This window comes from Haloglomus halophilum, assembly GCF_024298885.1.
Lineage (GTDB): Archaea > Halobacteriota > Halobacteria > Halobacteriales > Haloarculaceae > Haloglomus > Haloglomus halophilum.
In genome coordinates this window covers 3,267,207-3,280,554 of record NZ_CP101166.1, presented here as the reverse complement: position 1 = coordinate 3,280,554, position 13,348 = coordinate 3,267,207, and the positions used below count along the sequence as shown (strand labels likewise).

13 protein-coding genes are annotated in these 13,348 nt (G+C 59.3%); 5 read left to right on the top strand and 8 right to left on the bottom strand.

From position 1 onward, the window contains the following. Positions 1–30: 30 nt before the first annotated feature. Both NL114_RS16020 and NL114_RS16015 read right to left on the bottom strand, forming a co-directional pair. Positions 31–678 carry a vWA domain-containing protein gene (locus tag NL114_RS16020; protein ID WP_254821918.1) on the bottom strand — a complete coding sequence of 216 codons (648 nt, stop codon included), beginning with the start codon at positions 676–678 and terminating at the stop codon, positions 31–33. Between the two features lie 67 nt (positions 679–745). Then, positions 746–2,512: a HEAT repeat domain-containing protein gene (locus NL114_RS16015; RefSeq protein WP_254821917.1), complete on the bottom strand. Its 1,767-nt coding sequence runs from the start codon at positions 2,510–2,512 to the stop codon at positions 746–748. A 418-nt stretch (positions 2,513–2,930) separates the two neighbouring features. Here NL114_RS16015 and NL114_RS16010 point away from each other — a divergent pair, with 418 nt between their 5' ends. Both NL114_RS16010 and NL114_RS16005 read left to right on the top strand, forming a co-directional pair. Beyond that, the gene (locus NL114_RS16010; RefSeq protein WP_254821916.1) at positions 2,931–4,493 is read left to right on the top strand and encodes an ATP-binding protein; all 1,563 of its coding nucleotides are present in this window, start codon (positions 2,931–2,933) and stop codon (positions 4,491–4,493) included. 47 nt (positions 4,494–4,540) lie between these two features. Further along, positions 4,541–5,179: a hypothetical protein gene (locus tag NL114_RS16005; protein WP_254821915.1), complete on the top strand. Its 639-nt coding sequence runs from the start codon at positions 4,541–4,543 to the stop codon at positions 5,177–5,179. Here the strand turns inward: NL114_RS16005 and NL114_RS16000 are convergent, their stop codons facing one another. From NL114_RS16000 to NL114_RS15975, 6 genes are all read right to left on the bottom strand, one after another. Further along, positions 5,180–5,950, bottom strand: a complete 771-nt coding sequence (locus tag NL114_RS16000) for a hypothetical protein (protein ID WP_254821914.1) — start codon at positions 5,948–5,950, stop codon at positions 5,180–5,182. It abuts the gene before it with no gap. A gap of 365 nt (positions 5,951–6,315) precedes the next feature. Next, positions 6,316–7,194: a DUF8172 family protein gene (locus NL114_RS15995; RefSeq protein ID WP_254821913.1), complete on the bottom strand. Its 879-nt coding sequence runs from the start codon at positions 7,192–7,194 to the stop codon at positions 6,316–6,318. A gap of 423 nt (positions 7,195–7,617) precedes the next feature. Continuing rightward, a complete protein-coding gene (locus NL114_RS15990) occupies positions 7,618–7,878 on the bottom strand; it encodes a hypothetical protein (RefSeq protein WP_254821912.1) in 261 nt (86 codons plus the stop codon). A gap of 451 nt (positions 7,879–8,329) precedes the next feature. Next, on the bottom strand, positions 8,330–8,953 hold the full coding sequence (locus NL114_RS15985) for a hypothetical protein (RefSeq protein WP_254821911.1): 624 nt from the start codon (positions 8,951–8,953) through the stop codon (positions 8,330–8,332). A gap of 322 nt (positions 8,954–9,275) precedes the next feature. Continuing rightward, positions 9,276–9,917 (bottom strand): HNH endonuclease, encoded by a 642-nt coding sequence (locus NL114_RS15980; protein WP_254821910.1) that lies wholly within the window; start codon positions 9,915–9,917, stop codon positions 9,276–9,278. Between the two features lie 318 nt (positions 9,918–10,235). Next, on the bottom strand, positions 10,236–10,433 hold the full coding sequence (locus NL114_RS15975) for a DUF1524 domain-containing protein (protein ID WP_254821909.1): 198 nt from the start codon (positions 10,431–10,433) through the stop codon (positions 10,236–10,238). Positions 10,434–11,277: 844 nt separating this feature from the next. Here NL114_RS15975 and NL114_RS15970 point away from each other — a divergent pair. Genes NL114_RS15970 through NL114_RS15960 form a run of 3 tightly spaced genes read left to right on the top strand, consistent with a single transcriptional unit; the run spans position 11,278 to position 13,327 of the window. Next, complete coding sequence (locus tag NL114_RS15970) at positions 11,278–11,733, top strand: hypothetical protein (protein ID WP_254821908.1); 456 nt, start codon at positions 11,278–11,280, stop codon at positions 11,731–11,733. 44 nt (positions 11,734–11,777) lie between these two features. Continuing rightward, entirely contained in the window at positions 11,778–12,233 is a 456-nt protein-coding gene (locus NL114_RS15965; RefSeq protein ID WP_254821907.1) for a hypothetical protein, read from the top strand. Between the two features lie 2 nt (positions 12,234–12,235). After that, positions 12,236–13,327 (top strand): tyrosine-type recombinase/integrase, encoded by a 1,092-nt coding sequence (locus NL114_RS15960; RefSeq protein WP_254821906.1) that lies wholly within the window; start codon positions 12,236–12,238, stop codon positions 13,325–13,327. The last annotated feature ends 21 nt before the right edge of the window (positions 13,328–13,348 follow it).

Sequence of the window (13,348 nt, the reverse complement as noted above, 5' to 3'; positions counted from 1 at the left end):
GAAGTGGTCCCCATCACACTCCCATAATGCTCACCTGTCGTCGACCTCGTCCTGCCGCTGCCGATCGGCGTCGGTGAACCCACCAGCCTCGCCAGTCTGCCGTGCTTCCCGGACGTTCCGCGAAGTGGACTCGTAGGCCGCCTGGGTTCCCTCCCCGCTGTGGGCCATGTCCAGCGACTTGTCGGCCTCGATGCCCATCTCCGTCGCGGTCAGGACCGCGTCCTGGTTCGCGCCGATGAAGAGGAATTCCCAGTCGTGTTCCTCCCGATACTGCTCGATGAGCTCGCGCACCCGGTCCTGCGGCGTTTCGGAGGCATTCTCCTTCCCGTCGGTCAGGACCACCACGATGACGGTGTCGGGCTGGACCGTCGCGGGTTGCTTCTCGATATGACCGTCGGTCTCGGTGACGGCCGTCGCGATGGCGTCGTGTAGCGCCGTCTGTCCGCCCGGCGTGTACGTCTCCGTGTCCAGCTCCGGAGCGTCCGCCAGCGGCGTGCCCTGATAGACCTGAGAGACGCTGTCGCTGAACTCGTACAGCGTGACCGACGCGCGGCCGGGTTCCTCCCGCTGGTCGGCGAGGAACGTGTTGAAGCCGCCGATGGTGTCCTCGCGGATCTTCGACATCGAGCCGGACGAGTCGAGTACGAACGTGATGTGTGTGGTTGTGTCGGGTGACATTGTTGGGTTCTCTCGGGTGCTGCGTTGTTCGATCGGCTGTGCAAGTCCGGGGTGCTGAAATCGTTTCTCAGGCCACCCCCTCGATCCGCGAGACGGCCCACTGGGCTCGCTCGCGGACCTCCTCGTCCTCGTCTTCCACGGTGACGGTCCGCAGTACGTCGAGCGCTTCCTCGTCGGCCAGGTAGCCCAGAGCCCAACAGGCGTTCCTCCGCACCAGGTGATGCTCGTCGTTCAGCAGCGGGCGTACCTCGGCGACGTGCCCTCTCGCAGTCTCTGGCAGGTCCTCGGCGGCCCGTGCCAGCACCGCCGAGGCGTTGACCCTCGTCAGGTTGTCGTCGGCTGACAGTAGCTCTGCGACGGTGTCGAGGTGGGGCTCGACCCGGTCGGCGTGTAGCCGGGAGATTTCCCACAGTAACCCTGTCGCGTTGTTCCGGAGCTTCGGGTCGTCGGCCCCAAGCAACGCCGCGACCTCGTTGACGAGGTCGAGCGCGATAGTTGGGTCGTGGTTCGCGACCCGACCGAGCGCTGCCGTCGCGCTAAGGCGCGTGCCAGTATCCAACGATTCGTCAGTAACTGCGTCGGCGAGTGCAGGCACCGCCGGTTTGACCGCCGTCGGGTCGGCCTCCGCGACGACCGATAGAGTGTGCGCAGCGTGGTGAGTCGCCACCCGGTCCTCGAGCAACGTCGCTAGCGCTGACACTGCCCCAACCGCATCGGTGGGATCAGCCGTCGCAATCTTCGTCATACAGCCCGCGGCCTGCCGACGCACGTCGTCATCGTCGTCCGTGAGGTACGGGGTGATGACTTCGACCAGCGGCGCGATATCGGCGGCATCCGTGCCGCCGATGGATTCGAGCACCGCCAGCGCATCCACCGGTGCGGTGCAGCCCTCGGCCAGTAGCGACCGGAGGATGGGCAGCGCCGGGGTGCAGTCCCTAGGTCGCACCGCCGCGACCTGCCGGAGTGCCGCGAGCGCTGCTTCCTGTGGGGTATCATCCTCACGGTCGAGCAGCGCCAACACCTGCGAGACCTCGACGGAGAACGGGTTGTCTGCCGCGAGGTCAGCGAGTGTGGCTGCTCGCTCAGCCGGATCGTCCGTAGCCGGAAGGAAGGCCTCGGTCGGCGGTTTGACGGCACTCACCTGCTGGATGTCGGTGATACCGACAGTGAACGATTCCTCATCGGGGGCAGCCGGTTGACAGCGAAACACCGGCTCGACAGCTCGGCTCATCGTCTTCCGGATGACCGAGATGTCCCGACAGAGGTCGACTCGCTCCTCCCCATCATCGGTGTATTCGATTTCGTATGCGGGCGTGCCGGTCTGCTCCTTGAGCCACGTGTCGAGGTGTTCCGCGTCTGCTGGGATGATGCCGGCAGACGTGGGATACCCCCCGTCAGTGGTCGGTTCGCGGACGAACGGCAGCTCCGGATGGATCTCACCCCGCTCGGCTGCCGGGACGAAGTCCCAGGCGTGGTAGTGATTCCACCCGGCCGCGTCGCTCAGGTCGAGGTCGTCGACGACGATGTAGCCGTCGGCCTCCGGATGGAGGTCCTCGATGAGCGCCAGTCGCTCACGCCGCTCCGGGAACCGCTCGTAGTACCCGTCGGGCCGCTTCCCTCCCAGCCACCGGTCCCAGTCGTCGGGGTGCATCCCCACGATGTCGACGACGCCTGGGATGGCCGCCTCCTCGGCGAGGTCCTGATTGCCGATGGCGTAGACCGCGTGCTCTGTCTCGTGGGCGAGCTCCCGTACCCACCCGAGCGGCACCGCCTGCCGGCTCGGGTGCGGGTTCACGTCCACGGTCCAGTCACGGTCGAACGCGAACACCAGCATCAGGCGACCACCTCCGGCACAACCGAGTCGGGCCGGATGGTCGTCGCTGCTGACCTACGCCGAGTCCCTCCCCCCTGGAGCGTGTGAGTCCTCATCTGATCTCGTGTCGGGCGTCACTCCCCCGGACGCCCAGCAGGCGGTCCCCCCTCGATGCCCCTGAATGTCGCAAGTCGACATCGCGGCGTGCCTTTCAGGCACCCCGCACGCATCAGTATGCACTTTGAAGCCATAAACCCTTCGCCAAAACAGATAGAAATGTGTTAATATCGTCTTCTAAGTACATCTTGATGTTCTTTCTATCCGTCCAACCGCTGTCTGTGCGCTGAGATTCGGTACTCAAAAGCTAGGAACAGGCATCGCGGAGCACGTTTCGTAGCCAGAACATCCATTACGGTGCCCGCCATGGCCTCTGTAAGATATGTCGTTCGACGCGGGCGGAGACGCGCTCCTCCGAGCGCTCGGCGAGCACAACCCTTGGTGGGACTCCGGGGCGGATACCATCGAGTTGCCCGCCCGCACCAAGAGTGACTTCTACCATCTGGCCCGGCCCGATCAGCCCGACAGCCAGTTCGAGGATCAGCGACTTCTCGGGCTCGTCGGCCGTCGTGGTGTCGGCAAGACCACGCTTATCAAGCAGTTCATCCACCATAGTATCGACCAAGGAGCGGCCCCGGAGCAGTTCTGCTACATACCCTTCGACGCGGATCCACTCTACCAGCTCCGGTCCGATGAGGGCCTCCGACAAGCCATCCGCTACTACGAGAGCCGCATCCTCGGCCGGGCCGACGATCCGACACCACAGTTCGTGTTCCTCGACGACGTCCACCTCGTCGAGCATCCAAGCAAACCGACCGTAGAGGGCTGGGGGACACCGGTCGCGGATATGCTGGCTGCAAGGCCCGAGCGGCACATCGTGGTGACCGCCAACGCCGGTATCCAGATCGACCGCGAACTCGACCGGGTCGACATCGCCGACTCCGACTATGCAACCCAGCCGATCCTACCCGAGAAGTTCCGAGATTACATCTACACACTGTATCCGGAGCTCGAGGACGGCGACACCCGTGTCAGTCCGACACCGATTCGCGAGGGCGAAGGGAGTCTGCCGAAGGCCCTCGACAGTGGGAATCTCGATAATCTCGTAGCGACCCTCCAGGCGCAGTACGACCGGGTAGCCGATGTCGAACGACGCATCCAGTCACAGGTGGTCCACTACCTCGCTATGGGCGGCACAATCAGTTACGCGCTCGACGGCCCGGTCGAATCCGCAGCGGCTCTCGATGCGAGTGCGTACACCGAACTTCGAGAGGATGTCCGGGACGCGCTCTACCAAGATGTCCCGGGTTTCGATTCGGTCCAGACCATCGCCGATCTGGAGCGGCTGTGTGCGCTGGCCGCCCGCAACCACGGTGCCGAGCCGGTCCGGTACCAGCGGTTGGCGGACCTCTTCGATGTCGACCGCCGGACGCTCACGGACAGCTACCTCCCTGCCCTCGAGGAACTCTACCTCCTGACCGGCGTCACCGAGTACGACAACAGCCGTCCCAGATCAGTTCGCCTCTACTTGCGCGATACGGGGCTGGTCACGGCGCTTACTGATGGGGGCGCAGAGACGGTACTACGTGATTTCGACCGCGAGGCTGCGCTGGCTCGCGTCGCCGCGTTCGATCATACGATGCGGTTCGCCTACGGAATCGATGCCGCACAGGGAGGCGAGAGCACGCCCGCGGTCAGCTTCTGGCGGGCACGCGACGGCACGGTCGACTTCGTCTTCGAGGTCGACGGCACGCCCGTGCCCGTCGGGCTGGCCTATCGCCCACCAATGGACGAGGCTACGGCACCCATCCGTGAGTTCGTCGACAGCTACAACGCCCCATTCGGGATCGTGCTCACCGGCGATACAGTCAGCGACGACCGAGCGATTGCCGTCGAGGATGGGGTGATACACCTGCCATACTGGTTCTATCTGATGCTCTGCTGAACGCACTCGCGTGCCTCTGTAAGTCGCCCCCCGACGACGAGGACTACATGCACGAGCACCGGGCGCAGATGGCCGTCGGCCAGGATGCCGAGCTGGCGGCGCTTCCGGACGTAGTCGAACGGACTCAGGAGTGTCTGGACGATATCTTAGCGGGCGAAGAGCTGGAGACCATCCGGGGGGCTCGGGTAACGACACTTGAGGACGCGATCGACGTCCTCTGCTGGCCGTTCTCCGACGGGCTGGTCACGGAGACCCACGTCCGGGAGACGCTCGAAGGGTACGGCGAGGAAGGTGTCGACGAAGAGCGGCTCCTACGGGAGGCACTCCACATCTCTGAGGTGTGGGACGGCGCGGGATTCGACCTTGTCGGGCTCAGTCTCGACAGCCATGGGCGATTGCAGCCGGCGCGGTACGAGATCAAATCCGTCTCGGGTGACGGGGCCAAGCGTCGGGTCCATCTGTTGAAGAACCAGTTCGCGGTGTACGAGTCGGTCCATCGCGAGGATACGGGGCGGACGTTCGCCGGTGACTGGCAACTGCTCGGGATCCAGTCCGACGGGAGCGCGATCAACCTGACAGCGTGGCTCGCGGACCTCCCGACGGATGCGCTTGCTGCCCTTCGCAACGAGGGGTTCGAACACGACGGGCTGGTGCTGGAGTTCTTGCGTGACGCCGGGGTGGAGTAATCAGTAACGTCTCGCCTTGCCGTAGCAGTAATCGAACACCAGTTCCGGAGTGACGGTACCGTTCCGTCGGAAGCCTGTTTCAATGCGATCAGTGATTCGGTTCAAGTCCTCATCCTCCTCGTTGGGTGGGGTGATCAGGAGGAACATCTCCATCCCGCGGGCGGCCTCGACGAAACCCAGTCGTTCGGCATAGAGGTCATCGATTACCGTCTCGAGGTCGCAGGCGTCCGGGAACGGGATGTCTTCGCTGGCCATTCGCCAGAGTACGTCCACCCGACCCATCCACTCATCAAGCTCGCCCGGTAGTTCGAGGAACCGGATATTCTCGAGCCCTGCAGTCTCGGTCGAGACGACGATCTCCGAGCAGAATCGGGCGACTGAGTCGTAGAGATACCCGAGTTCGAAGAGGTTCAGGATCGGCTCCGTCTTCGGGACTGGCTTCACGAATCGGTGGACGAAGTGATCCTTTTCCAGCAGCGTCTCGATATCGTTCCGGACGTGCTCGGTCATGTCCGTCCAGCGGCCCATCGGCTCACGGGTGATGGACACGCGATCCGAGTTCGCCGCTGCGAGCGGAAGCACCTGCTCGAACGTGGCCGGGGAGTGACGCTCCTCAAGATCTGTCTTGAGGTTGCTTTCGCGTGCTTCGACTAGGATCTCCCGCCACGCCTCTTCGAAGGTGAGGTCATCGACGGTCGACATGGCCCTGTTGCTGTCGCTCTCTGCGTGATCGAGCGACGGGTTCGTAACCTCGGTAGCACCGCTTGGCATAGGCTTTGACCAATACTCCGGCCGATTGGTGTTTAGGTTGGTGGGGCGATGTTGTACCTTGACAGCATGATTTGAGCGCGGTTCACGCGGGGGTGACGATCGGAGCCGGAATCCCCGGTATTTCAACGCCCTTTTCGAACAATTACTGCAGTATCGTGTCCTAGTCCGCCTCCGGATTATCAGACGTATTCGCGGGGGGAGCAAAGGCGATGCGAGAGTTTATTTGGATGGATGGCTAATCTTCGGTTGAAACATGACCCTCGATCAGGCCGTCGACGAGGCACTCGCGGCGTACGACATGTCGCCTAGCGAGGAGGCCGAAGAGACGGGACGGATGGTCGCAACGCTGCAGGACTGACCAGCCGTCATTCGAGGTCCCGTATCGCAGCGGCGAACTCCGTTTTCGACATCGCTGGTGTCTGCTTCAGTTCCGTGTGTCCAACCCTCTCTACGGCTTCCTCCACGAAATCGATCCAGAGGTTCTCATGCTCTTCAGCGTAGATTTCCTTTGCCTCGCTCGGGTGCATGTCCAACTCGTACGCCGAGAGGTCGATTTCGATCCCGTGCTTGCGTTCCAGCGTCGTTGCCCCGAACCCCTGAAGATGCTTGAACAGGACGTTTTTCCGACGAACCGTCAGTAGCCGTTTCGATTCGTTGATGTACGAATTCACCCACTCTCGCCAGTCGTACGTCTCGGGGTCAACCTCCACGTAGGTCTCCGGCATCGAGAACTCCGGGTCCAGACGGCGGAGGTAGAACTGGATCAGTGCCACACCGGTCCGATGGTTCGCGTTCGGAAGTGCGTGCTTCAGGATTACGTTCGAAGCGAGCCGTCCAGCGACATCTGTTGCCGATCCGGTCCAGGTAACCTTGTCGAGTGCATCGGCGAGCTCTCTGACATCTTCCTGCTTGTACGCTTCTACGGGTGTTCCCTTCTCCTCCTCGTTTTCAGAGACGATTGTCCGATAGGTGTCCATGAGCCGGAGGACGATGGTACTACTAGCGTCACCGACGGATTCGAGCGCTGCGTTCAGATCGAATTCCATCTCCCGAACCGGCGTGCCGCTGAACGTGCGGGTCGTGTAGATCGCGTAGAACGATTCCTCTAGGTCATAGGCTCGTACCTTCACCGCGATCTCCTCGTCGTAACCTACGACCCGGGAAAGGGCCTCATCAGAGTCCGGATGCACGAAGTCGAGCGAGAACTGCTTGTCACCCGGGTGGTGGTAGTAGACGTGTCCCACAGTAATCACCATCTGTTCGGATACGGATATCAAGTTACTGGGATCGAAAGATGCTCAGTTTGGATTCCTAGGCTCTGGTGAATCGCCAGACTGCAGTCGGATTGGTCTGTTGAGTTATGAACATTGAGTCGAACAATTACCACATATCAATCAGCAGGATGATTTGTTCAGGTAACGTCGTGAACAGCCATCACAGAGAGACGATTACGGCCACTCAGCAACAGCAGAAACCGCTGCCCTATGGCGATTCACCAAACTCGAACTAGTTTTGTACGGGCCCTCTGGACCACTCCGGTCCTCCTCCGCCGAGCTACTATCATCGTCGGACTTCGGGGAATCATCATCATCAGCTGTCATCCCCTGGAACAGGCCTGCCAACTGGCTGATTTGTTCGAGAGGATTCAACACGTCGCCAGATTCCGATTACAGGACCAGCACGCTGAAAAGAGCCTCCCATCCCTGTTTGGTGAGAGTGAGACGAGGATTTACCCTAGTCCCCATCACCTCCTCAACCCTGATCTCGAGGAGTCCCTCGTTCTCTAGGATTATTGCACGATTCAATTCAATCGATGGAGAATCGATATTCGTGGAACGATGCACCTGTGATATCGAAGCCTCACCTCCAAGCTTGCCAACCCCTTTCAGGATCTCTACGTCGCGCTTGTGAAGTCCGGTGCTTCCCATGAGACATATTCGGCTGTTTGAAACTTAATTCTGGTGTATTTAGATTAAAAATAATAATTAAGTACCAACTGGACACGTTACTGTAGTATATCCCATCCGTATGCTAGATACCACGGTCAGATGGGTTGATACTGTTTAAATAATATCGGCCCAGAAACGGCAAAATTTTCTGCGATAGCCCGCTCAGATACAACCACTTGCTGCCGGTGAGAGCCCCCGTGCCGCCCTCAGCAGAGCATGAGGTAGAACCAGTACGGCAGGTGAATCAACCCATCCTCGAGAACTGGATATAGTGTGTAGATGTAATCCCGGAACTTCTTGGGCAGAATCGGCTGGGTCGCATAGTCGGAGTTGGAGACATCGACCCGGTCGCCAGAGTCCAGACTGTCGTCGACCAGTACATACTCGACGTACTGGGTAGTACTGGGCTCCTTGAGATCAGCACGTACGGTTACACCAACCCGCCACCACCATCGCCACCCGACTCAGATATAACATCTAACAGCCCTCTGAGATTGCGGATCTCCTCGTCAGACAGCTCTAACTCCCTAGAAGACGGATTAGAGCCCACAACCTGTTCACGGAGTTCCGCTAACTCCTCCTCTATCTCCTTTTGCTGCTCCCTGATCTCTTCCTGCTTCTGTATAATCTCCTGTTCGGAACGAAGGCGGCCACTGACCCTCGCATGGGCCTCAGAGAGGTCATCAACTCCACCCTCCAAGGCATCGAACTCGTCCCTCAGATCCGAAAACTCCTCTTCAAGTTCCGAGATTCTGTCTTCTTCTGTCTTCACCTCTTTTTCATCCACCTCAACCCGGTTGAGAACATTCTGTCCTTTCCCAGTCATCTGGATATCCCGCGGGTCGTTGTTCGAATTAGGATTCTTATGCGTCTCAACGCATCCAGCCTGTTTGAGTCTCCTGATTCGGTGTCTGACTTGATTTGAATTTGCCCCCTTGAGTTTTTTGTTAAGTTCTGATGTATCAAGTTCCAAGAGTTCCTCCCGCCCCAGTAGGATGAGAGCCTTTTGCGCCATTTCATCGAGTGGGACATCGTCAACACGGATTGTACCCATACACACTGGAACTACGTTCTACTCTGCAATATATTGTATCAGTTTACTTTTAGATAGTAGTGAACAGCAGGAGAGACTTCTGTCCCGGTAGAAATTAATTACGGTGCTCGGACCAAACTGCACCGCTCACGGGGATGCCCAGCAAAATGATTGGGTACTGATATAGAGCAATTGCAGGCCATAATTCTGCCCATAAATCTGGCCAGATATGGCCAGAACTAGACTACGTCAGACTACACATGGAGGCCCCGCTACGGGATATTTATCAAAAAATTGGTGTAATGGTTCAGACCATATCAGAGGCGGCCTACCGAGTTTGCCCCTACTCTACGTCAACCACCGAGAGGTGAATGTCGGTCATCGGTTCGAGCGGTGGGCGCAGGGCCCGTGCCTGCGTGATGTTGTGACCGACCGTCCGGTCATCGAGTCCGACTATGTCGGCGATTTCCGACTTCGTCATGCCGGACTCGAACATCCGCCGCATGACCTCGTTTCGCGCGTACCGCGCTGCGCGGGCGGACTTCTCCGGCCACCGGCCGACAGCGGACCGGCTGACCTCCTCGGCGAAGTCCCACTTGCCATCGAGGCGTGGGGCGACAATGTCGTCGACCGTCAGCGCGTGGAGGCGCCGCCGCACGGTCGGCTCACTGAATCGGACCACCTCCTCGAGTTCGGGCGGGGTGGATGCTCCGACCTCGGAGAGCGCCTTGATAATCGCGAGGTCGCTCTGGGTCATGTCGACCCGGGCCTCTTCTGGGTCGAGTGGGACCTCCTCTTCGCGCGTGCGACTGTGGACCAGCGTGTGGCACCGGTCACAGAGGGTGAGGAGGTTCTCGGGGTCGTCACTACCACCGTCTGACTGCGGGGTGGCATGGTGGACCTCGAGTTGGCGGTCGGCGGCACCGCAAATCCGGCACTGGCGACCGTCGCGCTCCAGCACCTCATCGCGGTTATCCACGCTCATGACCGCACCTCCGTGGGCCGCATGTTGGTTGTGTTCTCTGCCTCTACCGCGTCGTGGCCGACAGGACTTTGTCGGCGAATTGCTTCTGACTTCATGCTGCTTAGATGGCAGCCGGGTGGTCGGTGCCTATACACCGGCCGTCCGCTTCCGAGGGACGGTCTCCCGGTCTGCACATCAGGTTCTCTGTGATACATCGACATAAAAGGTCACCCGGCAGCAGTTGAGAGGCAGCAGGTGCTGCCTGTTACTTATAAAAGATTTCGCTCACGCAGCAGTTACAGCGTCGGCCAGAGACTGTCGTCGCGTGACGCACACGCGTTACTGGTCCCAGTAGTCGGAGTCTGGGGCCTCCCAAATCTGGTTCGCGCGGTCTGCAAGCCACGCGCCTCGATCCGCAATCGTCTCCCCGTTCCACTCTTCGGGCCAGTTCTGGACGAGGGGCTTGTTCAGCCGGAGTACCGTGTGTTCTTGAATCGCCTCGCGCTTCTCCTCCCAGCCAGCGTTCGAGACAGACATGTCCTCGTGCGAGCTGTTGTCGGCCTCGGAGATGTGTTCGTAGAGACTCGCGTATCGGCGATCTGATCTGCGACCCCAGGATTTCCAAGCGGGTAGACCTCATCCGGAGCATAGTCCCACTCCGTACACGCCGCAGCGAGCGGGTTCACCACCGCCTCGGGATTCGTGCTCCCCGTAGTCACCCAGCACTTCGACATGACCAAGGCGAGGGGCGACTGTGTGTTAGTCCTTGTCGTAATATTGGATGAGATTATCCTGTACTCTACTCCTTTTGGACTAAGCCGGCACTCACAGCGGCGAGGTATACCACATATTAACAGAATTTTTATATATTTTTCGCACGGGCAGCTCGGGATGGCGTAAATACTCACTCTGAGCCATATTTTGGCGGATTAGAAGAAACATTCATTACCCCACCAAACAGTCAACTATTTTAAATATATCCGTCTGGAGCGCGTGCGTCCCGTGCAGAATGGACAACAAATCAGGAACCACTGAACAATCAGATTTCGAACAACAATTCGTCGTTGTTCGCTGGCGGACCCACGCGTGCGACAATACACTGGAGGGTCACAATGAGTGAGCGCGTTCGTGACCTACCCCAATCCGGGGAGACTCCGGTTGGTAACTGTGGGAGTCTCGTCCCCCTATGCCAGGGACCGCAAGGAGAGGTTGTCGGGGTAGCGATCTTCTTGAGTACAGCTCAACTCCTCCGTCTCGGGGTTGAGCCGGAGGAGAGCGACGCAATAGTCGTCCAGGTGGTTAATCGAGAACTGCACCTGGAACCTCACAGTCTCGAGGGATCGGACCGCCCCTAACCAGCTCAGATGACCGCTCTCAGACCATGACGGAGACGAACCAGGTCGCGACCTACCCCAGTGACGAGCAGATGGAACGCTGGGAGTCGCGATGCGAGGAACTGGGGTTCCGCTCTCGGTCCGCCTTCGCCGAGGCCATGATTGAAGCTGGACTGAAGAAGTTCGATGCTCCCGCTACGGCAGAAGGGGACGAGGTCCGAGAGTTACGGAAGCAGCGCAATAACCTCCGAGATGAACTGAAGCGCGCTCGTGAACGGATTCAGGAGCTCGAGGATGCGCTCTACAGAGACGAACAGCAGGAAATACTCGAGTACATCGGCGCCAACCCTGGAGCCTCGTACGAAGAGATCGTCCAGCACGTAATCAACACGGTCCCTGGTCGAGTGACGGAGCACCTGGAAGAGCTGGAAGGACTGAAGCTACGTCAGACTGGTGACGGCTATCACCTCGCAACAAACAGCCTAGAGGAGAGCCAGCAGTGACGGGGGAAACAGCGCGTACGCTCTCGCAAGATGTCAAGGACCGGATGGGGGTCTACAAGCGCCTCGAGCAGGTGCCACAGCGGTACCAGCTCGCCAACTACGCGGGGGATTACGCTGGTGAGGACACCTGGGCGGAGTTCGCCGAAGTCAAGACAGAGAAATTCGATTCAGATGCGACACGAACCCGGTACGAGAAAGCGGGTCGGTATCTTGCAGACCACCTGAGCGACATCGACCGGCACCACGCCCTCTGCGATCCTGAGCACGTCGCTGGCTTCCTCCGGGCGCTGCGTGACGGTTCTATCGGGCGGCAGAGCCACACACGGAAGCTCCAAACGGTCTACTTCGAGTACTTCCAGCCGATAGAGGAGTTCTACTCCTGGCTGCTCTGGCATACCGAGCATCCCCATGTCTATCATCCAGTACACATGGCGGTCGTCGAGTACGACTACCCCAGCGAGGTCTGGGCGAAGAAGCTCTCACAGAACGACAAGCGATAACCATGACTGACAAAACACGCAGAGAAATCGCAGAGAAATTCGGTCAAACAATCGATCCACTCGAACAGTATGATCAGAAGTTCCGCGAACTCAAGAAGGACGCATTCGCGCCGTTCTTCGAGAACGATCTCGAGCCCAGCGGGCCGGCGGATGATACGATAAGAGGCTACGAACGAGTCATCCAGCAGTGGAAGGAGTTTATGGCTGAGCAGGGTCGGCAGCCGACCTGTCCGAACGAGGACCACGTCAAACGGTTCCTCGAAATCGAACTTGAGGAGCGCGACAACGCTCCACGGACAGCGAACAAGAAGCTGACTCGACTGAACCGAATCTACCGGTACTGGCAGGACGATTCCGTATTCCCGCATTCGGTCGATTACAATCCATTCAAACTGGCTGAGCGCCAGGTCGACCTCTCGACTGGACGCGTGAAAGAGCCTCCACGGATATCCTTAGACCGACTTCGTGAGATTCTGGCCGACGTGGACCATATCTTCGACCAGGCGATTATCGCGGTGCAGTTGAAGCTCGGACTGAGGGCCAGTGAAGTTGCGAATATCAAGATCAGCGAGATCAATATCCGCCAGCAGGAGGTACAGGAGCATTACGACCGGATGGGGAGTGCACCACGCGTCAGTGAGTACGATGATGCCGTCTACATCCCCCACGACAGATCGGGGAACAAGTCAAAACGTCCCCGTGTCCTCCCGATAGACGACGAGCTGCGACGGATTCTCATTCGATACCTCCTCATCCGGCCCGATAACGGCGAGCCATGGCTGTTCCTGAGCCAGCGGAGCAATACACAGACCGACGATGAGGTCATGAATACGGCATGGAAACGGCACTTCAGACCAGAGTACGATGAAACCGAACAACATCAAGGGGTTACATCGCACTTCGGACGACATCGATTCACCACGTTTTGGCGTGTTCAGGAGGACATGAACCGTGAATTAATCCGATACATGAGGGGAGACACCGTGGGAACTAGTGGATGGGAGTCAGCAGGCGGCATCGACTACTACATCCACAGTTACTACGAGGACGTCGAGTCGGAGTATCGCGATCGGATTTTCAAACTGGGTCTCTGAATTGCTGAGGGTCGTATCTGA

Coding starts and splice junctions, on each gene's coding strand:
- NL114_RS15965 (WP_254821907.1), top strand. CDS start 11,778: ATGGGGGTCTACAAGCGCCTCGAGCAGGTGCCACAGCGGTACCAGCTC.
- NL114_RS16015 (WP_254821917.1), bottom strand. CDS start 2,512: ATGCTGGTGTTCGCGTTCGACCGTGACTGGACCGTGGACGTGAACCCG.
- NL114_RS15980 (WP_254821910.1), bottom strand. CDS start 9,917: ATGAGCGTGGATAACCGCGATGAGGTGCTGGAGCGCGACGGTCGCCAG.
- NL114_RS16020 (WP_254821918.1), bottom strand. CDS start 678: ATGTCACCCGACACAACCACACACATCACGTTCGTACTCGACTCGTCC.
- NL114_RS16000 (WP_254821914.1), bottom strand. CDS start 5,950: ATGCCAAGCGGTGCTACCGAGGTTACGAACCCGTCGCTCGATCACGCA.
- NL114_RS15990 (WP_254821912.1), bottom strand. CDS start 7,878: ATGGGAAGCACCGGACTTCACAAGCGCGACGTAGAGATCCTGAAAGGG.
- NL114_RS15960 (WP_254821906.1), top strand. CDS start 12,236: ATGACTGACAAAACACGCAGAGAAATCGCAGAGAAATTCGGTCAAACA.
- NL114_RS15985 (WP_254821911.1), bottom strand. CDS start 8,953: ATGGGTACAATCCGTGTTGACGATGTCCCACTCGATGAAATGGCGCAA.
- NL114_RS15970 (WP_254821908.1), top strand. CDS start 11,278: ATGACGGAGACGAACCAGGTCGCGACCTACCCCAGTGACGAGCAGATG.
- NL114_RS16010 (WP_254821916.1), top strand. CDS start 2,931: ATGTCGTTCGACGCGGGCGGAGACGCGCTCCTCCGAGCGCTCGGCGAG.
- NL114_RS16005 (WP_254821915.1), top strand. CDS start 4,541: ATGCACGAGCACCGGGCGCAGATGGCCGTCGGCCAGGATGCCGAGCTG.
- NL114_RS15975 (WP_254821909.1), bottom strand. CDS start 10,433: ATGTCTGTCTCGAACGCTGGCTGGGAGGAGAAGCGCGAGGCGATTCAA.